Source organism: Stenotrophomonas sp. LARHCG68 (assembly GCF_052871705.1).
This window is the reverse complement of sequence record NZ_JBIXJV010000001.1, coordinates 1,089,669-1,114,935: the sequence shown is the minus strand read 5'-3', so window position 1 is coordinate 1,114,935 and position 25,267 is coordinate 1,089,669. Positions and strand designations below refer to the sequence as shown.

Below are 25,267 nucleotides of genomic sequence, written 5' to 3'. Positions count from 1 at the left end.
CAGCCGGGGCGCCCCTCTCTCGCTCGGTATCCCCCCCAAAAAACCCCCGCGGGTGCTTCCCCCCCGCCGCTTCGTGTTTCCGTGCAACTGGCGTGGATTACTTCACGCTGACCAGCTTGATCTCGAACTGCACGGCCACGTTCGGCGGGAACGGGGTACGCGGGTCGGCACCGTAGGCCTGTTCCGGCGGCAGGGTCACTTCCCACTTGGCGCCGGCCGGCATCTGCAGCAGGGTTTCGCGCATCGCGGCCATTTCGACTTCGCTGACCTTGATCGACGGAATCTGCTGGGCCGGACGGGCTTCGGTCGGACGCTGGCCGTACGGGAACGGACCGGCCACTTCCAGCGCAACGGTGCTGGCCTGGGTCGGCTTGGCGCCGTTGCCGGCTTCGATCACGCGGTACTGCACGCCGCTGGCCAGCGCCTGCACGCCCGGCTTGGCCCGGTTGGCGGCGATGAACTGGTCGCTGCGGGTCTTGTTGTCGGCGGCGGCCTTGTCGTACTCGGCCTTGGCGGCCTGGGCACGGCTCTGCTCACGGCGCTGGAAGGCTTCCACGGCCGGCTTGAGCTGGTCGGCGGTGATCGCCGGCTGCTTCTTGGCGTAGGCATCCTGCAGGCCCTTCACCACCGAAGCGATGTCCAGCTGCTCGCCGCGACCGGTGAGTTCAGCCAGGTTGTTGCCGTAGTCATAGCCGAAGTAATAGCTCAGCTTGCCCTTTTCGGACGAGACGTCCTGGGCGAATGCAGTGCCGGTGATGGCCAGAGCGGCCACGGCGACCGCGATAGAACGCAACTTCATCAAACTGTTCTCCAGGGAAGGTGTCTCAGGGCAACCATGCCGCTTGAGGCGACGGGTTAGGATAGCCGTCACAAAGGCGCTCCGCCACTGACGACCCGGGCTCTGACCCACATGGGTTCGATTTAGTTCAAAACTCACTTTTTTTTAACTTTTCAGGAGCTTCACCGTATGTCCGACGCCCCGGTCTCGATCGCCACCCGCGACGGTATCCGCACCATCACCGTGCAACGTCCGGAAAAGCTCAATGCATTGAACCGCCAGACCCTGGAAGCCCTGGATGCGGCATTCGCCGCGGCCGGCCAGGCCGACGACGTGCGCGTGGTGGTCCTGACCGGGGCCGGTCCCAAGGCGTTCGTGGCCGGTGCCGACATCGCCGAGATGAATGGCCTGACCCCGGTGCAGGGGCGCGACTTCTCGCTGGTCGGCCAGCGCCTGATGCGCCGCATCGAACGCCTGGAAAAACCGGTCATCGCGATGATCAACGGCTTCGCGCTGGGCGGCGGCATGGAGCTGGCCATGGCCTGCCACCTGCGCATCGCCGCCGACAGCGCCAAGGTCGGCCAGCCGGAAATCAACCTGGGCCTGCTGCCGGGCTTCGGCGGCACCCAGCGCCTGCTGCGCCTGGCCGGCCGTGCCGCGGCGCTGGAGCTGTGCCTGCTCGGCGCGCCGATCGACGCCGCCCGCGCCCAGCAACTGGGCCTGGTCAACCGGGTGGTGCCGGCCGCCGAGCTGGAGGCGGAGACGCTGAAGATCGCCACCCAGTTGGCCCATGCCGCGCCGCTGGCACTGCGCGGCATCCTGGACGCGATCAACGTCGGCGGCGAGTGCGGCATCGAGGAAGGACTGGAGTACGAAAGCGCGCAGTTCGGCCTGGCCTTCTCCACCGAGGACATGCGCGAAGGCACCTCGGCTTTCCTGGAACGCCGCAAGCCGGAATTCAGGAACCGCTGAGCTGCACCGATGCCTGCCGTGACCGCCACACCGCAACAGCTGCTGCAGTTCATCGCCGACGACGACCTGGACGCGGCCGTGCGCGCCGGGCTGATGGAGTACGCGCCCGAAACCGCCGGGCTGGATACCGCGCAGGTACAGCCGTTGCTGGAAGCACAGCAGCGCCTGCGCCAGGCCTGGGCCGCGCGTGAACGCCACCGCGCGCGCGATGCACGGCTGGCCCGGCGCGCGGCCGAACGCGAAGCACGCCGCGCGCCACCACCGGCACCGGACCGCAAACCCGCCCTGCCCTCGGCAGCGGCCGCCATCCTCGCCCGTGCCAAGGCACGGGCCGCGGGAAAGCCCACTGCATGACTGCCCCCACCGTGAAGAAAGCCGCGGCACGCAAGGCCGCGCCCCGCAAAGCCGCCCCCCCACCAGGCGCCACGACGGTGAAGAAGCCGTCGACGCCGCGTGCCGGCAAGCGCATGAGCCGCGAGGAAGTGCGGGAGATGTTCACCCGCCTGCGCGAGCTCAACCCGCACCCCAAGACCGAACTGGAATACAGCACGCCGTTCGAACTGCTGGTGGCGGTGACGCTGTCGGCGCAGGCCACCGACGTGGGCGTCAACAAAGCCACCCGCAAGTTGTTCCCGGTGGCCAACACCGCCCAGGCCATCCTCGACCTGGGTGAGGAAGGGCTCAAGCGCTACATCGCCACCATCGGCCTGTTCAACGCCAAGGCGAAGAACGTCATCGCCGCCTGCGCGATCCTGGTGCAGAAGTACGGGGGCGAAGTGCCCGCCGACCGCGCCGCACTGGAAGCCCTGCCCGGCGTCGGCCGCAAGACCGCCAACGTCGTGCTCAACACCGCCTTCGGGCAACCGACCATGGCGGTGGACACGCATATCTTCCGCGTCGCCAACCGCACCGGCCTGGCGCCCGGCAAGGACGTGCGCGCGGTGGAGGATGGCTTGTTGAAAGTGATCCCCGGGGAATTCCTGCAGGACGCGCACCATTGGCTGATCCTGCACGGCCGCTACGTCTGCAAGGCGCGCAAGCCGGACTGCCCGCAATGCGTGATCCGCGATCTGTGTCACTTCAAGGACAAGACAGCCGACGCCTGAGCGCGGCCGGCTGCCATCTGCACGACACCTGACCGTAACAGCGCCCGCGTCCAATACGCGGGCATGGGCGTTGCGTGCGCGGAAGGTCGTCGCCGGACTGTCACATTTACGCAATCTTTACGCCCTAGCCTTCGCAGCATCCTCAACCTGCCTGCAAGGCTACCCATCCATGAAACTGCATCGCCAACTCCTCACTGCAGCCGTTGTGTCGGCGCTGTTTGTCCCGGCCGCACACGCCGAAATCGCCATCGATGTCATCGGCGGCTCCGAAATCACCTTCGAAGGCCTGGTGCAGGCTGATGGCAACTGGTTCGACAACGATCGCGCCGACCTGAACGGCGTCGCCAAGAACGGCAAGGACAGCGAGTTCGAGCTGCGCCGCGCCGAGCTGGTGCTCAAGGGCAAGGGCCCGGGCAACGTGGAATGGGTGGTCGGCTACGACGCCAAGGCCGACAAGTTCCTGGACACCAACCTGAAGTACAAGCTGGGCGGCAACAGCAACCACTACCTGCAGGCCGGCCAGTTCAAGCAGCCCAACAGCCTGGAAGAGCTGTCCAGCACCAAGAACAACGACTTCATCTCCAAGGCCACCGTGACCAACACCTACGCCGTGGCCCGTCGCCTCGGCCTGGGTTACAGCATCGGTGACAGCGACTGGTCGGTCACCGCGTCGGCGTTCGGCCGCGAACTGACCCGCGACCTGGCCCATGGCAGCGGCTACGGCGTGCGCGGCACCTTCGCCCCGATCAACGAGAAGGGCAACATCCTGCACCTGGGCCTGAGCTACGTCGATTACGACACCGACGCGGACACCCTGCGCTGGCGCGCCCGCCCGAACGCCGACCTGGCCACCGTGCGCCTGGTCGACAGCGGCGACCTGAAGGACAGCGACCGCATCAGCACCATCGGTGCCGAAGCCATGTACGTGCAGGGTCCGTTCAAGGCCCAGGCCGAGTACTACAACTCCAAGGTCAAGCGCTACGACCATGACAACTACACCACCGACGGCTACTACGTCAGCGGCGTGTGGAACGTCACCGGCGAAACCTGGGGCTACAAGGGCGGCACCCCGAGCCTGGGCCTGCCGGACGATCCGGGCCGCGGCATGTGGCAGCTGGGCGCCCGCTTCGACAGCATCGACCTGAACGACGGTGGCCTGCGCGCCCCGGCCGTGATCGGTGGTGCTCCGCTGGTGGACGGCGTGCTCGGCGGCAAGATGGACATCTGGACCGTGGGCGCGAACTGGTACTGGCGTTCGAACTTCAAGGCCTCGCTGAACTACGTGATGGTCGACAGCAAGAAGTACAGCTCCAGCGCCCGCACCTTCCTCAGCGACAAGCCGAACATCCTGGAAGCCCGCCTGCAGTTCTTCTGGTAAGCCCAGGCAGCGATGATCGAGGAGAACGCCCCGCAAGGGGCGTTCTCTTTTTTTGGGGAACGACCTTGGCCGCGAAGCCCGTCGTCGTTCCGAACGCGGGAATACCCATTGTCGTGATCCTCGCCGGAAGCCATGGTCCGCCGTTCGTCGTTTCGCGGCTGGATGCATTCCCGGCTTCGCGGCCAAGACCGTTCCCTCGCCGGGCGAGCGGCTATGCTGCGGGCCTACGTCATCAACGGATTGATCATGCGCATCGCCCTGCGGCTGTTCCTGCTCGCCCTCCCCGTCACGGCATTGGCCCAGGACTGCGGCGCCGACAGCGCCACCCGCATCCGCCAGGCCTATGCGCAACTGCCCGCCGGCACCCTGCCGGAACATGGCCAGATGCGCATCGACGCCACCCAGGGCGTCTGCCGTGTCTGGCCGGCCGACACCTCCCTGACCCTGATGGCCGTGCCGCTGCTCGGTGAATGGCAGGAGGACGGCTCCTACCGCGACGGCGACCTGGACCTGCTGGTGGTCGACACCACCACGCTGCACCCGCGTGCCACCGTGCGCCTGCCCGGCGCGATGAGCAGCGACGCCGTCCGCATCGAGGGCGTCAGCCTGGACACCGCTCGCTATCGCCTGTCCGCGGACGTACGCGCGTTCGGCGTGCGCATCTCGCGCAGTGGCTCCTCGCAGCCCAACCCGTTCTCTGACACACGCCTGCAATTGTTCGTGCTGGACAAGGACCGGCTCACGCCGGTCACCGGCCAGATCGTGATGAACCTTTTCAGCGGCGAATGGGACACCCGCTGCACCGGGGAGTTCAACGACGTCGAGCGCACCCTCGAAGTGGAGCCACCGCCGGCACAGGGCTTTGTCACCCTGCGGGTGCGCGAGCGCATCACCGGGATCATCAACCGCGAGGATGCCGCCGGCCAATGCGTGGAGGATCGCCACACGCTGCCGGTCAAGCACTACACCCTGCAACCCAAGGGCCGCAGCTACCCGCTGCCGGAGGCGATCACGGCCAGCTTCTGAGCAGGTTGCGGCTGTCACCGCGTCGTCATATGACAGACGCTGCGCTGTCATCAAATGGTTATGGAATAGGCGCCGGGCGGAACTCACCGCACATTCACCTCCCAGGAGCCATTCGTGATCCACGCCATCAAATCGCGCGCCGTCGTCGCCATCCTCGCCGCGTCGTCCGTGTTCGCCGCCAATGCCACCGATGTCACCGGCGCTGGCGCCTCCTTCATCTACCCGGTCATGTCCAAGTGGTCGGCCGACTACAGCGCCGCCACCGGCAAGCGGGTGAACTACCAGTCGATCGGTTCCGGCGGCGGCATCGCCCAGATCAAGGCCAACACCGTCGATTTCGGCTCCTCCGACGCCCCGCTGCGTCCGGAAGAACTGGCCTCCTCGGGCCTGGTGCAGTTCCCGTCGGTGATCGGCGGCGTGGTGCCGGTCATCAACGTGGCCGGCGTCGAAGCCGGTGCCATGAAGCTCGACGGCCCGACCCTGGCCAACATCTTCCTGGGCCGCATCACCAAGTGGAACGACCCGGCCATCGTCGCCCTCAACGCCGGCCTGGCCCTGCCCGACGCGAAGATCACCGTCGTGCACCGCTCCGACGGTTCGGGCACCACCTTCAACTTCGTCAACTACCTGTCCAAGGTCAACAACGACTGGAAGACCAGCGTCGGTGAAGGCACCAGCGTGCAGTGGCCGGTCGGCATCGGCGGCAAGGGCAACGAAGGCGTCGCCGCCTACGTCAAGCAGATCAAGGGTTCGATCGGCTACGTCGAGTTCTCCTACGCGCTGCAGAACCGCCTGACCTTCTCGCGCATGAAGAACGCCGCCGGCAACTTCGTGCAGCCGCGTGACGAGACCTTCTCGGCCGCTGCCGCCAGCGCCGACTGGGCCAATGCCCGCGACTTCTACCTGGTGATGACCAACGCCCCGGGCGAGCAGGCCTGGCCGATCACCGCCACCAACTTCATCCTGATGCGCAAGCAGCCCAAGACCGCCGAAGGCGCCAAGGCCGCGCTGGACTACTTCCGCTGGATCTACGCCAACGGTGATGCACAGGCCCGCCAGCTGGACTACGTGCCGCTGCCGGACAGCCTGGTCCGCCAGATCGAAACCTACTGGCAGCAGAACGCGCGTTACTGAGTGTAGAGCCGACGAGTCCCTCTCCCTCGTCGCCTCAGGCGCGGATCGAGCGATCCGCGCCTTTTTTTTGCACATCCCGGCAGCACGGAACCACGCACCGCCGCGGTGCCGCCGGGAAGGCCCTGCCGGGCATGCCCCCGGCATTCCGCCCTGGCCTCATCCGGAAGGCCAAACGCGTCACACAGCACCGCTGTCCCGGCCGTTTCCGGACACCCCACCGCATCCTGTAGCCCATTGATGAACATGGGGTTTTCAGATTTTTTTCAGCATGTAATCAGGCTGTAACAAAAACATCATTTCATAGCCGCATCCGCTGGCGCCGCCAGCCTTTCTCCCGCTATGGAGTGACGCATGAAGCTGCACACGACCGGCCTTGCCGCCCTTTCCCTGGCCATTGCCCTGGGCCTGTCGGCCTGCGGTGGCAACAACGGCAACCCCGCCGCTTCCAACCCGGAAAACGCTGCTGCCGGTGCCCCGGCCGCGGGTGACAAGGTTGCCGCCGAGATCTCCGGCGCAGGCGCCTCGTTCATCTTCCCGCTCGTGTCGAAGTGGTCGGCCGACTACAACACCGCCACCGGCGCCAAGATCAACTACCAGTCGATCGGCTCGGGCGGTGGTATCGCCCAGATCAAGGCCGGTACCGTCGACTTCGGTTCCTCCGACAAGCCGCTGTCCAGCGAAGAGCTGGCCCAGGCCGGCCTCGGCCAGTTCCCGTCGGCCATCGGCGGCGTGGTCCCGGTGGTCAACCTGGAAGGCATCCAGCCGGGCCAGCTGCGCCTGAGCGGCGCCCTGCTGGCGGACATCTTCCTGGGCAAGGTCACCCAGTGGAATGACAAGGCCATCGCCGATGCCAACCCGGGCGTGACCCTGCCCGACACCAAGATCACCCTGGTGCACCGCTCCGACGGTTCGGGCACCACCTTCAACTTCTCCAACTACCTATCCAAGGTGAGCGGCGAGTGGAAGGACAAGGTCGGCGAAGGCACCTCGGTGCAGTGGCCGGACGGCGTGGGCGGCAAGGGCAACGAAGGCGTCGCCTCCTACGTGCAGCAGATCAAGGGCTCGCTGGGCTACGTCGAGCTGGCCTACGCGCTGCAGAACAACATGCCGTACGCGTCGATGCAGAACGCCGCCGGCAACTGGGTGCAGCCGACCGCCGAGACCTTCGCCGCCGCTGCCGCCAGCGCCGACTGGGCCAACGCCAAGGACTTCAACCTGGTCATCACCAACGCCCCGGGCGCCAATGCGTGGCCGATCACCGCCACCAACTTCATGCTGATGCACAAGCAGCCGAAGGACGCCAAGCGCAGCGCCGACACCCTGGCCTTCTTCAAGTGGGCCTTCGAGAACGGCCAGACCCAGGCCAACGAACTGCACTACGTGCCGCTGCCGGCGGAGCTGGTGACCCAGATCGAAAGCTACTGGGCCGCCGAGTTCAAGTAATGGAACCGCACGGGTGCGCCACGGGCGCACCCGTGCAGGTTGCATGCAGTACCCGCAGGACCGTTGTCGTTGTTGTTGTCGTCATTCCCGCGAAGGCGGGAACCGCTCCTGCTTCCGGGGTTGCATCGGGGGTAAAGGCAGGAACGATCCCCGCCTTCGCGGGAATGACGAACGCCTCCGCTTCCCCCGCCACCGCGCGGACAACGTTGCCACCGCTGTGTCCTTCCCGGAATACCGGGGACAGAACCAAAACCGCCTCCCCCTTGGGCCTACGCCGCTGCCATGAATGCCATCGCACCGTCCCTCGCTTCGCCCAGCTCGCGTGATGTGCGCGATGCCCGCAATGACCGGCTGTTCCGCTGGTTCCTGATCGCCACCGTCATCTTCGTGCTGGTCGCCCTGGCCAGCGCCGCGCTGTCCATGCTGTGGGGCGGCCGCCATGCCCTGCAGGAACAGGGCCTGAGCTTCTTCTACTCCGCCGACTGGAATCCGGTGGAGAACAAGTTCGGCGCGCTGGCGCCGATCTACGGCACCATCGTCACCGCGCTGATCGCCATGCTGATCGCCGTGCCGGTGAGCTTCGGCATCGCCTTCTTCCTGACCGAGGTGGCGCCGCGCTGGCTGCGCGGCCCGGTCGGCACCGCCATCGAACTGCTGGCCGGCATCCCGTCGATCATCTACGGCATGTGGGGCCTGTTCGTGCTGGTGCCGGTGATGACCGAGTACGTCACCCCGTTCCTCAACGAGAACCTCGGCGGCCTGCCGGTCATCGGCGCGTTGTTCCAGGGGCCGCCGCTGGGCATCGGCATGCTCACCGCCGGCTTCGTGCTGGCGATCATGGTGATCCCGTTCATCTCCTCGGTGATGCGCGAGGTGTTCCTCACCGTGCCGACCCGCCTGAAGGAGTCGGCCTACGCGCTGGGCTCGACCAAGTGGGAAGTGAGCTGGGACATCGTGCTGCCCTACACCCGCTCGGCGGTGATCGGCGGCGTGTTCCTCGGCCTGGGCCGCGCCCTGGGTGAAACCATGGCCGTGGCCTTCGTGATCGGCAACAGCGTGCGCCTGACCCCGTCGCTGCTGGAGCCGGGCACCACCATCGCTGCGCTGATCGCCAACGACTTCGGCGAAGCCACCGAAACCTACCGCTCGGCGCTGCTGCTGCTCGGCTTCGTGCTGTTCATCGTCACCTTCGTGGTGCTGGCCATCGCCCGACTGATGCTGCTGCGCCTGTCCCGCAAGGAGGGCAACTGATGTCCACCGCCGCTTCCCACAAGGCCGCCGACGCGCTGTACCTGCGTCGTCGCATCACCAACGGCCTGGCCCTGCTGCTGGCCTGCGCCACCGCGCTGTTCGGCCTGTTCTTCCTCGGCTGGATCCTGTGGACGCTGCTGTCCAAGGGCCTGCCGGGCATCAACCTCAACCTGTTCACCAAGATGACGCCGCCGCCGATGCAGGAAGGCGGCCTGCTCAACGCCTTCTTCGGCAGCGCGGTGATGTGCGCACTGGCCATCGCCATCGGCACGCCGCTGGGCGTGGCCGCCGGCACCTGGCTGGCCGAGTACGGCAATGCGCGCAAGGCCGGCACGGTGGTGCGCTTCGTCAACGACATCCTGCTGTCGGCGCCGTCGATCGTGCTGGGCCTGTTCGTCTACACGCTGTACGTGATGCAGACCGGCGGCCAGTTCTCCGCCTTCGCCGGTGCGCTGTCGCTGGCCTTCATCGTGCTGCCGGTGGTGATCCGCACCACCGACGAAATGCTGCGGCTGGTACCGGTGCAGATGCGCGAAGCGGCGCTGGCGCTGGGCGTGCCGCAGTGGAAGGTGATCATGCAGGTGCTGTACCGCAGCGCCATGGCCGGCATCGTCACCGGCATCCTGCTGGCGCTGGCACGCATCTCCGGCGAGACCGCGCCGCTGCTGTTCACCGCCTTCGGCAACCAGTACTGGAACAGCAACGTGTTCCAGCCGATGGCCTCGGTGCCGGTGGTGATGAACCAGTTCGCCGGCAGCCCGTATGAATCCTGGCAGGTGCTGGCCTGGGCCGGCGCACTGGTCCTGACCGTGTTCGTGCTGCTGGTCAGCCTCTCCGCCCGCGGCCTGCTGCTGCGCAATCGAATTTCAAACGACTGATCCCATGGACCTTCCCATGAACGACCTCAACAACGCCGTGCCCATGCAGCGCATCAACGTGCCTGCCTCCAACCAGGAGCTGCATGCACCGGCGCCGGTGAAGCTGGCCGCACGCGGCCTGGACTTCTACTACGACAAGTTCCATGCGCTCAAGGGCATCAACCTGGAGATCCCCGAAAAGCGCGTGACCGCGCTGATCGGCCCGTCCGGGTGCGGCAAGTCCACCCTGCTGCGCATCTTCAACCGCATCTACGCGCTGTACCCCAAGCTCGAGGCGCGCGGTGAAGTGCTGCTGGACGGCGAGAACATCCTCTCGCCCAAGTACCCGATGAACCGCCTGCGCTCCAAGGTGGGCATGGTGTTCCAGAAGCCGGTGCCGTTCCCGATGACCATCTTCGAGAACGTGGCCTACGGCATCCGCCACCACGAGAAGCTGTCCAAGGCCGAGATGAACGTGCGCGTCGAGCAGGCGCTGCGCCAGGGCGCGCTGTGGGACGAGGTGAAGGACAAGCTCAACCAGAGCGCGCTGGGACTGTCCGGCGGCCAGCAGCAGCGCCTGTGCATCGCCCGCGCCGTGGCCCTGCGCCCGGACGTGCTGCTGCTCGACGAACCGACCTCGGCGCTGGACCCGATCTCCACCAGCCGCATCGAGCAGCTGGTCGAGGAACTGAAGAACGACTACACCATCGCCATCGTCACCCACAACATGCAACAAGCCGCGCGCGTGTCCGACTACACCGCCTTCATGTACCTGGGTGACCTGATCGAGCATGACCGCACCGAGGTCATCTTCTCCAACCCGTCCAAGCAGCAGACCGAAGACTATATCACCGGTCGGTTCGGCTGAGCCCGGGCAATGGGGAGCCGGCAGGCGGGAGCGCAGTCCTCCCGCCCCCTGCCCCACCGGACTTCAACGCCCCGCCTCCCCATTCCTGTTTCCCCTTTTCCGGCTGACGCCCATGAACAACCCCAACGACCACATCGTGAAGAGCTACGACGAAGAACAGCAGCGCCTGGTAACCGAGATCGTGCGCATGGGCGAGATGTCCGTCGCGCAGCTGGAAGCGGCGCTGGACGTGATCGAACGCCGCGACGAGAAGGCCGCCCAGCGCATCGTCGCCAACGACGAGGCCATCGACCAGCTCGAACAGCAGATCAGCCATGACGTCATGCGCCTGGCGCTGCGCGGCCCGATGGCGCGCGACCTGCGCGAGATCCTGGCCGGCCTGCGCATCCCGGCCGACATCGAACGCATCGGCGACTACGCCGCCAACGTGGCCAAGCGCTCGATCGCGCTGGTGTCGGTGCCGCCGATGCCGCAGATCCAGGGCGTGCGCGCACTGGGCCGCCTGGCCGCCCAGCAGGTCCGCGCCGCGCTGGTGGCCTATCGCGACAACGATGCCGAAGCGGCGTTGAAGCTGCGCGAGGAAGACGCCCGCCTGGACGCGCAGTACACCGCGCTGTTCCGCGAACTGCTGACCTACATGATGGAAGACCCGCGCAACATCACCCCATGCACGCACCTGCTGTTCATGGCCAAGAACCTGGAGCGCATCGGCGACCACGCCACCAACATCGCCGAGAACGTCTGGTTCCTCGTGCACGGCGAACAGCCGCTGCCGCCGCGCGAGAAGCGCGACGAAACCAGCACGGTCGACCACGCCTGAGCCTGGCAACGGCCCGTCGGATCCTCGTCCCGGCGGGCCGTTACATGCCGATACAAAGCGATACCGCGGCGGCGGGAAATTTAATTACGCGTTCATGGATTTTTTCCTAGCGTGGTGTTGCACGCGGCATCCCCGCCACGTCCCCCAGGAAACCACCATGAAGCGCATCTTCGCCACCGCCCTGTCCCTGTCCCTGCTGGCCTCGGCCAGTGCCTTCGCCGGCCCCGCGCAGGACCGCGACCGCCACGACCCGCCGGCACCGTCGCATGCGCAACAGCACCCGGCAGCCGCGTCGTCCAATGGCGCCCGCCATGCCGCCCCGCAGTCGGCCCATCACGCCCCCCGCAAGGGCGAGCGGCTGTCCCGGCACCAGCGTGGAACACGCGTGGCCGACTACGCTCACCATGGCCTGCGCAAGCCCGGAAGGGGCAATGAGTGGCGCCGGATCGACGATCGCTACGTGTTGATCGCCATCGCCACCGGGCTGGTCGTGGACATCGCCAGCGGTCGCTGAACACCGCCCGTACCGCAACCCCGACAGGCCCGAACCGGGCCTGTCGACACATGCGCTACCCGCACGCCCGCCACCGTGCTTGCTAAGCTCCAGCCTCCCCCGCACACCTCTGACACTGGAGCACCACCGCATGGCCATCGATCTCCGCAAGCCTGCTTCCCTCGCCCTGGGTGTCGCGTTGCTCGGGGGCAGCACCGCCCCGGCCTTCGCCATGACCGACCTGGCCCAGGGCTACGCACTGGCCGCCACCGGCCAGACGCCGCCGGCCGAACAGAAGCCGGCCACGCCGCCGCCGACCGGCACCACCGACGCACCGGCCAAGCATGCCGAGGGCAAGTGCGGCGAAGGCAAGTGTGGCGGCAGCCACGCCGGCGCCGCTGCGACCGCCTCCCCGGCACCGGCCGCTGCCCCCGCACCGGCCAAGGCCGGTGACGACAAGGCCGCCGACAGCGCCAAGACCCACGCCGAAGGCAAGTGTGGCGAGGGCAAGTGTGGCGGCAACCACTGACCGCCTCCCCGGCAACCTGCGCGCGCCGGCAGCGGCCAGCGCAGGACTGGGCCTGCGGCGGTCACTGCTGGATGCACTGGCCGCCGCGCCGGCAGGCGCGTTCGATTTCCTCGAATGCGCCCCGGACAACTGGGTGGGCGTCGGCGGCCGGCTGGGCGAGGCACTGGCCGAGCTGTCGCGGCGTCACCCCCTGACCTGCCATGGGCTGTCCCTGTCGCTCGGCGGCCCAAGCCCGCTGGACGTGGCATTCCTGCAGCGCACCCGTCGCTTCCTCGACCAGCATCAGGTCGCGCTGTACAGCGAACACCTGAGCTGGTGCAGCGACGACGGCCACCTGTACGAGCTGCTGCCACTGCCGTTCACCGGCGAGGCCGTGCGCCACGTGGCGGCCCGCATCCGCCAGGCGCAGGACATCCTGGGCCGCCGCATCGCCGTGGAGAACGCCTCCTACTACGCCGTGCCGGCCGCCGACATGGACGAAGCCGACTTCATCAACGCCGTGCTGGAGGAGGCCGACTGCGACCTGCTGCTGGACGTCAACAACGTCTACGTCAACGCCATCAACCATGGCTACGACGCGCACGCCTTCCTCGCCCGCCTGCCGTCGGCACGCATCGCCAGCTATCACGTTGCCGGCCACCATGACGAAGCCGACGACCTGAAGATCGACACCCACGGCATGCCGGTCAAGCACGATGTCTGGCAGTTGCTGGCGGCCAGCCATGCCCTGCACGGGGTCCGCCCGACGCTGCTGGAGCGTGATTTCAATTTCCCGCCCCTGCCCGAGCTGCTCGACGAGCTGCAGGTCATCCGCCGGTTGCAGCAGGCCGCCGCGACGGAGCACGCGCATGGCTGAAACCCTGGCGCAACTGCAGCAGCACTTCGCCGCCCACCTGCGCGACCCGGAACGGCAGCCGGCGCCCGATGCCATCGCCGGGCGTCGCATGCAGGTGTATCGCGAGCTGTATTTCAACAACCTGCAATCGTTGCTGGCGGCCAACTTCCCGGTCATCCGCCGCACCCTGGACGATGCCCAGTGGTTGCCGCTGGTCCGCGCCTTCTGTCGCGACCATCGCGCCCACACGCCCTTGTTCACCGAGATCGCGCAGGAGTTCATCCTGTTCCTCGACCCGCGGCCAGCGGACCCGCGCCACCCCTGGCTGCTGGAACTGGCCCACTACGAGTGGATCGAACTGGCCCTGCAGATCAGCGACGCCGCCCTGCCCGCCCACGACCCGCAGGGCGACCTGCTGGACGCCGCGCCGCTGTGCTCCCCCTGGTGCCGGGCCCTGGCCTACCAATGGCCGGTGCATCGCATTGGCCCGGCGTGGCAACCGACGCAGCCCCCGGCCGAGCCGACGCTGCTGCTGGCGCGACGCAGCGTCGATGGCAGCGTGGCGTTCTCCACCGTCTCGCCGCTGCTGTTCCGCCTGCTGGAGCGGCTGGAGCAGTTCCCCGGACACAGCGGCCGCGCGCATCTGCAGGCGCTGGCCGAGGAAGCCGGCGTCGTCGCCGACCCCGCCTTCCTCGCCAATGGCGCTGCGATGCTGCAGCAGCTGCGCGAGCGCGCCTGCATCCTGGGCACCGCCCGGTAGGCGCGCCTGCAGGCGCGAAACCCGCCTATCACCGGCCGTTCTTACGCGCTCTGCTACCCTATTGCGATGAACGAACACGTTGAATCGCCCGTCCCGCGCCCCGTTTTCACGCCCATGGCGCAACGCTTCCGTGGCTTCCTGCCGGTGGTTGTGGACGTGGAGACCGGTGGCTTTGACTGCAACCGGCATGCACTGCTGGAGATCGCCGCGGTACCGGTGGAGATGGACGAAAACGGCCTGCTGTATCCCGGGCAGACTGCCAGCGCCCACGTCATCCCGGCCGAAGGCACCGAAATCGACCCCAAGTCGCTGGAAATCACCGGCATCGTGCTGGACCACCCGTTCCGCCTGGCCAAGCCCGAACGCGACGCGCTGGAGCATGTGTTCGCCCCGGTGCGCGCGGCCATGAAGAAGTACAACTGCCAGCGCGCGATCCTGGTCGGCCACAACGCCCATTTCGACCTGGGATTCATCAACGCCACCGTGGCCCGCAGCGGCCACAAGCGCAATCCGTTCCATCCCTTCAGCGTGTTCGACACGGTGACCCTGGCCGGCATGGCCTACGGCCAGACCGTGCTGGCCCGCGCGGTGCAGGCGGCCGGCTTCGAATGGGATGCCAACGAGGCGCACAGCGCGGTCTACGACACCGAACAAACCGCACGGCTGTTCTGCAAGATCGTCAACGCCTGGCCCACCCCGCTGGGCCGCTGAGCGGCCCGCCGCTATCGTGGCTCAGGCCGCGCAGGTGCGTGCGCGCCCGTCCTGCTTGGCCTGCGCCAAGGCGTTCTTGGCACGCTGGTAGAACAGCACCGGGGCCTGGTCGGCATCGCCCATCTGCACCGCGCCGGCACTGAAGGTCACGGCAATCTCGCCTTCACCGCGGCCACCCCATTCGCCGTACTGGCCAAACAGGCGCTGCAGGCGCTGGCAGACCATCTCGGCATCGGCCAGGGTGGTGTCGCCCAGCAGGATCGCGAACTCCTTGTTGCCCAGCCGCGCCGGCATGTCCGAGGCACGCAGGCTGCGCCGCAGCAGTTCGCCCACCTCGCACAGCACCAGGTCACCGACGGCACGCGACCAGGCCGCGTTGATCTGCTTGAGGTGGTCGATGCTCAGCACCACCAGGCACAACGGTCGTTCGCTGCGGCGCGAGGCGGCCATCTGCCGCGACAGCGCATCATCGAAGGCACGCCGGTTGGGCAGGCCGCTGAGGTCGTCCTCGTGCGCCAGCCGCGCGAACGACTCGGCCTGCTGCTGCATCTGCAGCTCCAGCTCAGCCACGGCCTGCTCGGCCGCGACCAGCCGCTCGGCGGCCTGGCGCCCGTCGCGGGCCTGCCGTTCGGCATCCCGCATCAACCTGGCCAGTTGCATGCGCTGCTGGCCAAGCCGGTAACCGCACCACAGCAGTGCCGCCATCAGCAGTGCGCCGACGCCGGCCAGCACCGGTACCGTGGCCACCGCCAACGGCGGTGCCGGCGGCGCGCCAGCCGCCTGCGCGAACAGCGGCAACGCCAGCAAGGCCGGCGCCGCCAACACGGCCTTCCGGCGCTGTCTGCGCGTGCGCTTGCCACACCTGTCAACCGCCCCCGGCGAACCTGCCAGAACCGTATCCCTTGCCATCGATCTGCATCCCCGGATAGTGCGGCGATACTAGCAAAGACACCGGCCCCGCCAGGCGACCTCCTTCACAGCCCGGCGCTGCAGATGCCCGTCCCGCTCAACCGCGCTGACCGGTCTCCCACTGCGGCTGCTCCCACCGCACCACCGCCTCCAGGCCGCCTTCAGGGTGGTTGCGCAGCACCAGCGTGGCACCGTCCTTCTCGGCCAGCGCGCGGGCGATGGTCAAGCCCAGCCCGGCACCGCCGGTCTCGCGCGAACGCGAGGTCTCCAGGCGCAGGAATGGCGTGAACACCGCCTCCAACTCGTCGCTGGCCAGGCCGGGCCCATGGTCACGGATCACCACCTGCACCGCATCGCCCTGCCGGCTCGCATGCACCTGCACGCCACGCCCGTACTTGACCGCGTTGTCGACCAGGTTGGAGAACAGCCGGCGCATGGCCAGCGGGCGCAGCATCAGCACGGCACCGCAGTTCTGCTCCAGCGTGGCGTCATGGCCAGCCTCGGCGGCATCCTCGACCACGCTCTCCAGCAACGAATCCAGGTCCAGCGCGGCACGCTGCTCGGCGCTTTCGGCGCTGCGTGCCAGCTCCAGGCCCTCGCGGATCAGCGCCTGCATCGCGGCCAGGTCGCCGATCAGGCGCTCACGCAGTTGTTCGTCGGCGACGTTCTCCAGGCGCAACCGCAACCGGGTCACCGGTGTCTGCAGGTCGTGCGTGATCGCCGCCAGCATCTGCGTGCGTTCGCCGAGGTGGCGCTGCAGCCGCTTCTGCATGGCATTGAAGGCTTCGGCGGCACGCCGCACTTCCAGTGGCCCGCTCACCGGCAACGGATCGCGTTGCAGGTCCTGCCCCAGTCCGGCGGCGTGCGCGGCCAGGCGTTCCAGCGGGGTACTGGCCATGCGCGCGACCACGTAGGCCAGCACCGCGATGGCCAGCCCCAGCAACGACAGGAACCACGGATCGAACGCCGCCGCGGGGCTGCGCGCGATGGCCGGGTACTCCAGCGCCAGCCGCACCGGGGTGCCGTCGCTCAGCTTCAGTTCGACCAGGCGACAGCGCGGCGGCGTGAACGCCGGGTCATGCACATGGCGACGGCGCTCGCCCTCCCGGCGCCCCTGCGGCGGGGCCGGTGGCCGCATGAACTGTGGCAGCGGCACCATGCAGGCGCGGAAGCTGGTGGCCCGCACCTGCGCACCGGCCACCACGCCACCGCGCTGCGCCAGGGTCTCCATCAGCGCCGTGTCCGGCGCGCCGGTACGGAACGTGTCCTTGACCACCCGCACGCTCGGCCCACCCACCGCCAGCAGGCGGGCGCGCAGCTCCGGGTTGCCATCGAGCAGGTTGACGAAGCCCTGCAGGCGGTCGGCGATGCGCGCCAGGTTCTGCCGTTCGAACTCCTGCTGGCGGCGGGACTCGGCCAGCAGCGTGGCACCGATCGCCGCGACCATCATGCCGACCAGCAGGATCACGAACAGGCGTCCCGTCATCGAGGACAGGAACCGGCGCAGGCGCTTCATTCCAGCGTCACCGCGCTGGCGAACACGTAACCCTCGTTGCGCACCGTCTTGACCAGGCCATCGCTGCCGCCTGCATCGCCCAGCTTCTGGCGCAGGCGACTGACCTGCAGGTCGATCGCGCGATCCTGCGACTCGTAGTTGCGGCCGGTGCTCAAGGCCACCAGTTGTTCGCGCGAGAGCACCTTGTTGGCATGCGCGACGAACACCCGCAGCAGCCGGAACTCGGCGCCGGACAGCATCACCACGCGCCCGGCCGGGTCGACCAGGTGGCGATGCTCCAGGTCGAACACCCAGCCGGAAAATCCCGCCCGGCGCATCGCCAGCGGCTCCAGGTTGGCCGGCAGCGCCTCGGTCCGCCGCAGCACGTTGCGGATGCGCGCCAGCAGCTCACGCGGCTCGAACGGCTTGGCCAGGTAATCGTCGGCCCCCATCTCCAGGCCCAGCACGCGGTCGATCGGCTCGCTGCGCGCGGTCAGCATGATCACCGGCGTGGCCGAACGCGCGCGGATCTCGCGACACAACGCCAGCCCGTCCTCGCGCGGGAGGTTCAGGTCGAGCACGATCAGGTCGATGTGCTCGCGCGCCAGCACCTGCCGCATCTGGCCGCCATCGCCGGCCGTGCTCACGGTGTAACCGGCCCGTCCCAGCTGTTCGGCCAGCAGGCTGCGGATGTCGCTGTCGTCGTCTACCACCAGGAGGCGGTGCATGGTCTGTACTTCCGTCATGGCGCCATGATCCATGCTAGCGGATCAACGTGCGCGGGCGCGCCTGTATCGGCATGTATCGATCGTCGCGGCCGATACACACCGTTACACAGCGTGCCGGACCGGACACAGAACGATACAACCCGTGCATTGAGGCGGCATCTTCCACTGGCGACACTGGCACTGTCGCCGCGCCCTGCGGCCCGCCATGAGTGTCCGATCATCGTGAAGCTGCTGCCCTCCTCCCGCCGCAACCGCCTGCTGCTTGCCGCCGCCATCATCGTCCTGGCCGGCGCGGCCGCCGCCTGGGCGCTGCGCAAGCCCGCCGCGCCGTCACTGGCCACCTCGCCCGTCACCCGCGGCGACCTGGAGCAGACGGTCGATGCCACCGGCGTGATCGATGCCTACAAGCTGGTCAGCGTCGGTGCGCAGGTGTCCGGCCAGATCAAGTCGCTGAAGGTGCAGCTGGGTGACGTGGTCAAGCAGGGCGACCTGATCGCCGAGATCGACTCGGTCACCCAGCAGAACAGCCTGAGGAACGCACAGGCCGCGCTGGAGAACATCCGCGCCCAGCGCGCGGTGCAGACCGCCTCACTGAAGGAATCGGAGCTGGCCTTCGCCCGCCAGAAGGAAATGCTGGCCGCCGAGGCCACCTCGCGCGCCGACTACGAGGCCGCCGAGGCCAACCTCGCCAGCACCCGTGCGCAGATCCGTGCGCTGGACGCGCAGATCATGCAACGCGAAACCGAACTGAGCACCGCCCAGGCCAACCTGGGCTATACCCGCATCACCGCGCCGATCGACGGCACCGTGGTGGCGGTGGTCGCCGAGGAAGGCCGCACCGTCAACGCCAACCAGTCCGCGCCGACCATCGTCAAGCTGGCCCGCCTGGACCTGGTCACGGTCAATGCCGAGATCTCCGAGGCCGACGTGGTCAAGGTCAAGCCGGACATGCCGGTGTACTTCACCATCCTCGGCAAGCCCGACCACAAGTACGAGGCCAGGCTGCGCACGGTCAATCCGGCCCCGGCCTCGATCAGTACCGACAGCACCACCTCCAGCAGTTCGTCCTCCTCCAGTTCCAGCACGGCGGTGTACTACAACGCGTTGTTCGACGTGGAGAACCCGGACGGCACGCTGCGCATCGACATGACCGCGCAGGTTTCAGTGCTGCTGGCGCAGGCCAGCGATGCGCTGCTGATCCCCACCGTCGCCCTCGGCCCCAAGGTGCCCGAAGGCGGCCCTGCAGGCGCGGGCGCGCAGCGCGAGCCGCGCAGCCTCGGCGAGGCCCAGCGCCAGCAACGCCAGGCGCGGGCGCGGCCGGATGCCGCCGCACTGGCCAACAGCAACAGCTACATCGTGCGGGTGCTTGGCAAGGACGGCCAGCCGGCACCACGCCGCATCAAGGTCGGCCTGAACAACGGCTCCAGCGTGCAGGTGCTCGAAGGGCTGGAAGAAGGCGAGCAGGTGGTGGTGGGCGAAGTCACCGATGCCGAGAAGGCCAGCGCACGTGGCAATACCCGGGGACCGATGAGCCCGATGATGGGCGGGCCGCGTCGATGAGCCAGCCGCTGCTGCAGCTGCGCGAGCTGCGTCGCGAGTTCCCGGCCGGCGAGGAAACCATCGCCGTGCTCAAGGACGTCAACCTGGACATCCATGCCGGCGAGATGGTCGCCATCGTCGGCCAGTCCGGCTCGGGCAAGTCCACGCTGATGAACATCCTCGGCTGCCTGGACCGTCCCACCGTGGGCTCGTACAGGGTCGCCGGGCGCGAGACCGGGCGCATGCAACCGGACGAACTGGCGCAGCTGCGCCGCGAGCACTTCGGCTTCATCTTCCAGCGTTACCACCTGCTCGGCGACCTGGACGCACGCGGCAACGTCGAGGTGCCCGCCATCTACGCCGGTACGCCGGCGCAGGCCCGTCGCAGTCGCGCCGAGGCACTGCTGGCACGGCTGGGCCTGTCCGACCGCATGGGCCACACGCCGGGCCAGTTGTCCGGTGGCCAGCAGCAACGCGTGTCGATCGCGCGTGCACTGATGAACGGCGGCGAGGTGATCCTGGCCGACGAGCCCACCGGTGCGCTGGACAGCGCCTCCGGCGAGGAGGTGATGAAGATCCTCGGCGAGCTGCATGCCGAGGGCCACACCATCATCATCGTCACCCACGACATGCACGTGGCCGAGCACGCCCAGCGCATCATCGAGATCCGCGATGGCGTGATCATCGACGACCGCCGCAACGACGCCGCGCCACGGTTCCCGGCCCAGCAGCGCGCCACGCCGGTGAAGACCGGCGGCAGCGCCTTCCAGGCCGCGCGCGACCGCTTCCTGGAAGCCTTCCGCATGGCCTTGCTGGCCATGAACGCGCACCGCCTGCGCACCTTCCTGACCATGCTGGGCATCATCATCGGCATCGCCTCGGTGGTTTCGGTGGTGGCGATGGGCAATGGCTCGCAGCAGGAGATCCTGAAGAACATCTCGGCGCTGGGCACCAATACCATCGACGTCTACCCCGGCAAGGGCTTCGGCGACATGCGCTCGGCGCGGGTGCAGACCCTCAAGTCCAGCGACGCCGACGTCCTGGCCCAGCAGAGCTACATCGACAGCGCCACGCCCAGCGTCTCCAGCTCGGTGACCGCCCGCGTCGGCAACAAGGCGGCCTCGGCGCAGGTCAGCGGCATCGGCGAGCAGTACTTCCGGGTCAAGGGCATGACGCTGGTGTCCGGGCGCTACTTCGATGAAAGCGAGGTCAAGGGCCTGGCGCAGGTGGTGGTGATCGACGAGAACACCCGCACCCAGCTGTTCGGCAGCGACGACCCGCTGGGCAAGGTGGTGTTGCTGGGCAACGTGCCGGCACGCGTGATCGGCATCGCCAAGCGCCAGTCGATGGGCTTCGGCGGCAGCACCAACCTGAGCGTGTGGGTGCCCTACACCACGGTGATGGCGCGCATGCTCGGGCAAAGCTACCTGAGCAGCATCACGCTGCGGGTCAAGGACGACACCCCGATGGATGCGGCGCAATCGGCCATCACCCGGCTGTTGACCCTGCGCCACGGCACCGAGGACTTCTTCCTCAGCAACACCGCCGAGATCCGCGAGACCATCGCGTCCACGACCCGGACCATGACGCTGCTGATCGGCGCCATCGCCGCCATCGCACTGGTGGTGGGCGGCATCGGCGTGATGAACATCATGCTGGTGTCGGTGACCGAGCGTACCCGCGAGATCGGCGTGCGCATGGCCGTGGGCGCGCGCCAGAGCGACATCCGCCAACAGTTCCTGATCGAGGCGGTGCTGGTGTGCCTGCTCGGCGGCATCCTCGGCATCGTGCTGGCGCTGGCCATCGGCTGGGCGTTCCGCACCTTCGGCGCCAGCTTCACCCTGCTGTTCTCCACCGGCTCGATCGTCGCCGCCTTCGCCTGCTCGACCCTGATCGGCGTGGCGTTCGGTTTCCTGCCGGCCCGCAATGCCGCCCAGCTGGACCCGGTGGAGGCATTGGCCCGCGAATGAAGATGACCATGACTGCCTATCGTCCCCTGCTGCTTTCCGCCGCATTGACCACGGTGCTGGCCGCCTGTGCCACCACGCCCAGCGCCGATCCCGCCGCCCATCTGCCGGTACCGGCGCAGTACGGCCGCGGCGATGCCGCCGCCAACGCACCGGTGCAGGACATCCAGCGCGAGGTCACCGCACCGCCCGCCGACATCCGTGCAGACGCCTGGTGGCAAGGGTTCGCCGACCCACGCCTGGACCAGCTGATCGCACGCGTGCTCGACAGCAACACCGACATGGCCTCGGCCGGACTGAAGCTCGAGCGCGCACGCGCGCAGGCCGGCCTGGCCGGTGCCGACCTGTGGCCGCAGGCATCGGGTTCGGTCAGTGCCAGTGCCAGCCGCAGCACCGACAGCGGCGACGACTGGTCCCGCAACCACGGCGCCAGCGTGTCGCTGGGCTGGGAGCTGGACCTGTGGGGCAAGCTGCGCGGCCAGCGCGACATCGCCCGCTGGGAAGCGCAGGCCACCGCGCAGGACCTGCAGAGCACGGCGTTGAGCCTGGTCGGCCAGAGCTGCGAGCTGTACTGGCAGCTGGGCTACCTCAACCAGGCCATCGCCACCGGCCAGGCCAACCTCGATCGGTTGGAGCGTACCGCCGCGCTGGTGCAAAGCCAGTTCAAGGCCGGCGCGGTCTCGCGGCTGGAGGTGCGCCAGGCGCAACAGAACATCGAGAGCCAACGCGCCGCGCAGGCCCAGCTGGAACAGCAGCGGGTGGAAACCCGCAACGCACTGACCGTGCTGCTCGACGGCCAGCCTTGGCCGCTGGCCGATGAGCCGCAGAACCTGGACGTGGCGCAGAGCCCGGCGCTGGCAGAAGGGCTGCCGGCCGAACTGCTGGCACGTCGCCCGGACCTGCGCGCGGCCGAGCTGCGCCTGCGCCAGTCGCTGGCCAGCATCAAGGTCACCGCCACCAGCTACTACCCGAGCCTGAGCCTGAGCGGCAGCATCGGCAGCTCCAGCCCCTCACTGGGTGAGGTACTGACCCATCCGGTGGCAACGCTGGGCGCGGGCCTGAGTTTGCCGTTCCTGAAGTTCCGGCAGATGCAGCTGGACATCGATTCGGCCGACCTCTCCTACCAGATCGCCGCCAATGATTTCCGCCGGACGCTGTACACCGCACTATCGGAAGTGGACAACGCCCTGTCCGCGCGCACGCGCCTGGCCGAGCAGCTCGCCGCCGCGCAGGCCTCGTACGAGGAAGCGGTGGAGATCGCGCGGCTGTATGAAGTGCGCTACCGCGCCGGCGCGACCGACCTGCGCACCTGGCTGGAAGCCGAGCAGACCCGTCGCAGTTCCGAGTTGTCGCTGGCGCAGGTCAAGCGCAGCCAGCTGGTCAACGACGTGACCCTGTACAAGGCATTGGGGGGTGGGACCCCGTGATGGAACCCCTTCTCCCGTCTGCGTGAGAAGGGAGTCATCGCGCCATCCGGCAGCTCCCGCACCGCTCGCAATCCAAGCCTTCTCCCGCAAGCGGGAGAAGGGAGTCATCACGCCATCCGGCAGCTCCCGCACAGCCTGCAATCCAAGCCCCTCTCTCGCCTAGCGGGAGAGGGGTTGGGGTGAGGGCCGCTTTTACGACGCGGGCGCAATCCCATGCGCACGCAGCACATCGCGCACCTTGTCCAAGGGAATCGCCTCCACCGTCTTGCCGTTGCCACTGGTAGTGGTCGCCATGAACAAGGCGTTGTAGACCGCCTCTTCCACCGCATCGACGCTGGCCTGGAACACCGCGCTCATCGGCTCGTTGGCCAGCTCCATGGTCTGCAGGCGGGTCGCATCGAAAGCCCGTCGCACCGATTCGGCGGTTGAGAACGCCAGCACATAATCGCCGCTGCCGTTGGAGGCCGAGCTGCCGGTGCGCCCCAGCCCCATCATCCCGCGCGAGGCCAACCGCTTCAGGTTGCGGTCCGACAACGGGGCGTCGGTGGCGATCACGATGATCACCGAGCCATCGCCCCGGTCATCGGCCAGGCCGCGCGTGTTGTCCTGCATCGCCACCGCGTTCTGGAATGCATAGCGGTCCAGCGCGCGGCCGATCGGCGCGCCTTCCACCTGCAGCACGCCGCCGAAGTTGGCCTGCACCAGCACGCCGACCGTCCAGCCGCCGAGGCTGTCGGGCAGCTTGCGCGAAGAGGTTCCGATCCCGCCCTTCCAACCGAACGCCACCGTGCCGGTGCCGGCACCCACGCTGCCTTCCTGCACCGGCCCGCTCTTGGCGCTTTCCAGTGCATTCCGCACTGCCCCGGCGGTGATCGGCCTGGCGCGGATGTCATTGAGTCCGCCGTCGTTGGTTTCGCCGACCACGACATTCAGTGAGCGCACCTGCTGCATGTCCGGCTGGGCCAGCATCCACTCGGCCATCGCATCGGCTGCCTTCCACACGCACAACGTGCAGGTCAGCAGGATCGGGGTTTCCAGCTCGCCCAGTTCATTGACCTGGGTGCTGCCGACGAACTTGCCGAAGCCATTGCCCACGTGCACCGCCGCCGGCACCCGCGAGCGATAGGCATTGCCCGGGTGCGGCAGGATCGCGGTGACGCCGGTGCGCACGCTGTCGCCCTCGGCCAGCGTCACCTGGCCCACGCGCACGCCGGCCACGTCGGTGATCGCGTTGTAGTGGCCCGGCGCGAAGATGCCCGGGGCCACGCCCAGGTCACGGGCGCGGGCGCGCGGGGCTTCCTGTGCGGAAGCCACCAGGGCGCACAGCCCCAGCAGCGCCGCTGTCAGTCGAAGGGAGAGACGATACGGCGCAGGGAGCATGTGGTTTCCTCTTACAGTCGTTGGCGGACAGCTTCGAACAGCGCCACGCCGGTGGCGACGGAGACGTTGAGGCTCTCGATGTCACCCGACATCGGGATGCGCACCAGCTGGTCGCAGGTTTCGCGGGTGAGGCGACGCAGGCCATCGGCTTCGCCACCCATCACCAGCGCCACGTTGCCGCGCAGGTCCAGCTGGTGGAGGGTGGTGTCCACCTCACCGGCCAGGCCGTACACCCACACGCCCAGCTTCTGCATGTCCTTGATGCAACGGACCAGGTTGGTCACCGCGACCACCGGGATGCGGTCAGCGGCGCCGGCACTGACCTTGCGCACCGTGGCATTGACCGGCGCGCTCTTGTCCTTGGGAATCACCACGGCGGTGACGCCGGCGGCAGCCGCGCTGCGCAGGCAGGCGCCGAGGTTGTGCGGGTCCTGTACCTCATCGAGCACCAGCACCAGCGCCTTGCCCTCGGCGGCCTCGATCAGGCCTTCCAGTTCGTTCTCGGCCCACAGCTTGGGCGCGGCGTACCGCGCGGCCACGCCCTGATGGCGCACCTGGCCGGCCACGCCGCCCAGCGCCTGGGCGTTGACCTTGCGCACGTCGATGCCCTTGCGCAGGGCTTCTTCCTCGATTTCGACCAGGCGCGGGTTCTTGGCACCGGCCTCGATCAGGACCTCGCGGACGTTCTCCGGGTCCTTTTCAATCGAAGAAGCCACGGCATTGACGCCGACGATCCATTGGTTCTGCTTGCTCATGGGCGTCACATGGGGAAATTCGGGGGGTGGCAATGGTAGGCCCAATCGGGCCGGCCCGCAGCTGCCACCGGCCTGCGGGGACTGCCCGGGCGCCGCCACGCAGCGG

Annotated in this window: 25 protein-coding genes; 19 read left to right on the top strand and 6 right to left on the bottom strand. The window is 68.1% G+C overall.

What is annotated here, in order from left to right:
* Positions 1–97: 97 nt before the first annotated feature.
* Positions 98–799, bottom strand: coding sequence for an FKBP-type peptidyl-prolyl cis-trans isomerase N-terminal domain-containing protein (locus ACIPR8_RS04775; RefSeq protein ID WP_192288007.1), 702 nt, complete (start codon positions 797–799; stop codon positions 98–100).
* Between the two features lie 168 nt (positions 800–967).
* Between ACIPR8_RS04775 and ACIPR8_RS04770 the strand changes: the two genes are divergently transcribed.
* From ACIPR8_RS04770 to rnt, 16 genes are all read left to right on the top strand, one after another.
* Positions 968–1,750, top strand: coding sequence for an enoyl-CoA hydratase/isomerase family protein (locus ACIPR8_RS04770; RefSeq protein ID WP_132862646.1), 783 nt, complete (start codon positions 968–970; stop codon positions 1,748–1,750).
* Positions 1,751–1,759: 9 nt separating this feature from the next.
* Positions 1,760–2,104 (top strand): hypothetical protein, encoded by a 345-nt coding sequence (locus ACIPR8_RS04765; RefSeq protein WP_446540296.1) that lies wholly within the window; start codon positions 1,760–1,762, stop codon positions 2,102–2,104.
* 113 nt (positions 2,105–2,217) lie between these two features.
* Positions 2,218–2,856 carry an endonuclease III gene (gene nth / locus ACIPR8_RS04760; RefSeq protein WP_132866043.1) on the top strand — a complete coding sequence of 213 codons (639 nt, stop codon included), beginning with the start codon at positions 2,218–2,220 and terminating at the stop codon, positions 2,854–2,856.
* A gap of 169 nt (positions 2,857–3,025) precedes the next feature.
* Entirely contained in the window at positions 3,026–4,234 is a 1,209-nt protein-coding gene (locus tag ACIPR8_RS04755) for an OprO/OprP family phosphate-selective porin (RefSeq protein WP_132862644.1), read from the top strand.
* Positions 4,235–4,480: 246 nt separating this feature from the next.
* Positions 4,481–5,260, top strand: coding sequence for a hypothetical protein (locus ACIPR8_RS04750; protein WP_446540295.1), 780 nt, complete (start codon positions 4,481–4,483; stop codon positions 5,258–5,260).
* 114 nt (positions 5,261–5,374) lie between these two features.
* Positions 5,375–6,394 (top strand): phosphate ABC transporter substrate-binding protein PstS, encoded by a 1,020-nt coding sequence (gene pstS, locus ACIPR8_RS04745; RefSeq protein WP_132862642.1) that lies wholly within the window; start codon positions 5,375–5,377, stop codon positions 6,392–6,394.
* Positions 6,395–6,745: 351 nt separating this feature from the next.
* Positions 6,746–7,837 (top strand): phosphate ABC transporter substrate-binding protein PstS, encoded by a 1,092-nt coding sequence (pstS, locus tag ACIPR8_RS04740; protein WP_192288004.1) that lies wholly within the window; start codon positions 6,746–6,748, stop codon positions 7,835–7,837.
* Between the two features lie 282 nt (positions 7,838–8,119).
* A complete protein-coding gene (pstC, locus tag ACIPR8_RS04735) occupies positions 8,120–9,088 on the top strand; it encodes a phosphate ABC transporter permease subunit PstC (protein ID WP_132862640.1) in 969 nt (322 codons plus the stop codon).
* Complete coding sequence (gene pstA / locus ACIPR8_RS04730) at positions 9,088–9,966, top strand: phosphate ABC transporter permease PstA (RefSeq protein ID WP_192288003.1); 879 nt, start codon at positions 9,088–9,090, stop codon at positions 9,964–9,966. Before pstC ends, pstA begins: the two co-directional genes overlap by 1 nt.
* Positions 9,967–9,982: 16 nt before the next feature.
* Positions 9,983–10,813, top strand: coding sequence for a phosphate ABC transporter ATP-binding protein PstB (pstB, locus tag ACIPR8_RS04725; RefSeq protein ID WP_132862638.1), 831 nt, complete (start codon positions 9,983–9,985; stop codon positions 10,811–10,813).
* A 112-nt stretch (positions 10,814–10,925) separates the two neighbouring features.
* Positions 10,926–11,633, top strand: a complete 708-nt coding sequence (gene phoU, locus ACIPR8_RS04720) for a phosphate signaling complex protein PhoU (protein ID WP_132862637.1) — start codon at positions 10,926–10,928, stop codon at positions 11,631–11,633.
* A 157-nt stretch (positions 11,634–11,790) separates the two neighbouring features.
* Positions 11,791–12,147 (top strand): RcnB family protein, encoded by a 357-nt coding sequence (locus tag ACIPR8_RS04715; protein WP_446540294.1) that lies wholly within the window; start codon positions 11,791–11,793, stop codon positions 12,145–12,147.
* A 130-nt stretch (positions 12,148–12,277) separates the two neighbouring features.
* Positions 12,278–12,655, top strand: coding sequence for an HvfA family oxazolone/thioamide-modified RiPP metallophore (locus ACIPR8_RS04710; protein ID WP_446540293.1), 378 nt, complete (start codon positions 12,278–12,280; stop codon positions 12,653–12,655).
* Positions 12,639–13,511, top strand: a complete 873-nt coding sequence (locus tag ACIPR8_RS04705; RefSeq protein ID WP_446540292.1) for an HvfB family MNIO-type RiPP peptide maturase — start codon at positions 12,639–12,641, stop codon at positions 13,509–13,511. The genes ACIPR8_RS04710 and ACIPR8_RS04705 overlap by 17 nt, the downstream gene beginning before the upstream one ends.
* Positions 13,504–14,250 carry an HvfC family RiPP maturation protein gene (locus ACIPR8_RS04700; protein ID WP_446540291.1) on the top strand — a complete coding sequence of 249 codons (747 nt, stop codon included), beginning with the start codon at positions 13,504–13,506 and terminating at the stop codon, positions 14,248–14,250. The genes ACIPR8_RS04705 and ACIPR8_RS04700 overlap by 8 nt, the downstream gene beginning before the upstream one ends.
* 66 nt (positions 14,251–14,316) lie before the next feature.
* Positions 14,317–14,961, top strand: a complete 645-nt coding sequence (rnt, locus tag ACIPR8_RS04695; RefSeq protein ID WP_132862633.1) for a ribonuclease T — start codon at positions 14,317–14,319, stop codon at positions 14,959–14,961.
* 21 nt (positions 14,962–14,982) lie between these two features.
* On the opposite strand, the gene ACIPR8_RS04690 is transcribed toward rnt, so the two are convergent.
* The 3 genes from ACIPR8_RS04690 to ACIPR8_RS04680 form a co-directional block, all read right to left on the bottom strand.
* Entirely contained in the window at positions 14,983–15,786 is an 804-nt protein-coding gene (locus tag ACIPR8_RS04690; RefSeq protein ID WP_446540290.1) for a GGDEF domain-containing protein, read from the bottom strand.
* A 181-nt stretch (positions 15,787–15,967) separates the two neighbouring features.
* Positions 15,968–17,386, bottom strand: a complete 1,419-nt coding sequence (locus ACIPR8_RS04685) for an ATP-binding protein (protein WP_323439378.1) — start codon at positions 17,384–17,386, stop codon at positions 15,968–15,970.
* Entirely contained in the window at positions 17,383–18,093 is a 711-nt protein-coding gene (locus tag ACIPR8_RS04680; RefSeq protein WP_132866042.1) for a response regulator, read from the bottom strand. Before ACIPR8_RS04680 ends, ACIPR8_RS04685 begins: the two co-directional genes overlap by 4 nt.
* A 216-nt stretch (positions 18,094–18,309) precedes the next feature.
* Here ACIPR8_RS04680 and ACIPR8_RS04675 point away from each other — a divergent pair, with 216 nt between their 5' ends.
* Genes ACIPR8_RS04675 through ACIPR8_RS04665 form a run of 3 tightly spaced genes read left to right on the top strand, consistent with a single transcriptional unit; the run spans position 18,310 to position 23,026 of the window.
* On the top strand, positions 18,310–19,653 hold the full coding sequence (locus ACIPR8_RS04675; protein ID WP_446540628.1) for an efflux RND transporter periplasmic adaptor subunit: 1,344 nt from the start codon (positions 18,310–18,312) through the stop codon (positions 19,651–19,653).
* Entirely contained in the window at positions 19,650–21,602 is a 1,953-nt protein-coding gene (locus ACIPR8_RS04670; RefSeq protein ID WP_132862630.1) for a MacB family efflux pump subunit, read from the top strand. Before ACIPR8_RS04675 ends, ACIPR8_RS04670 begins: the two co-directional genes overlap by 4 nt.
* Positions 21,603–21,610: 8 nt before the next feature.
* Entirely contained in the window at positions 21,611–23,026 is a 1,416-nt protein-coding gene (locus ACIPR8_RS04665) for an efflux transporter outer membrane subunit (protein WP_446540289.1), read from the top strand.
* 192 nt (positions 23,027–23,218) lie between these two features.
* On the opposite strand, the gene ACIPR8_RS04660 is transcribed toward ACIPR8_RS04665, so the two are convergent.
* Complete coding sequence (locus ACIPR8_RS04660; RefSeq protein WP_446540288.1) at positions 23,219–24,406, bottom strand: DmpA family aminopeptidase; 1,188 nt, start codon at positions 24,404–24,406, stop codon at positions 23,219–23,221.
* 11 nt (positions 24,407–24,417) lie between these two features.
* Positions 24,418–25,161, bottom strand: coding sequence for a 23S rRNA (guanosine(2251)-2'-O)-methyltransferase RlmB (gene rlmB / locus ACIPR8_RS04655; protein ID WP_446540287.1), 744 nt, complete (start codon positions 25,159–25,161; stop codon positions 24,418–24,420).
* Positions 25,162–25,267 lie beyond the last annotated feature (106 nt).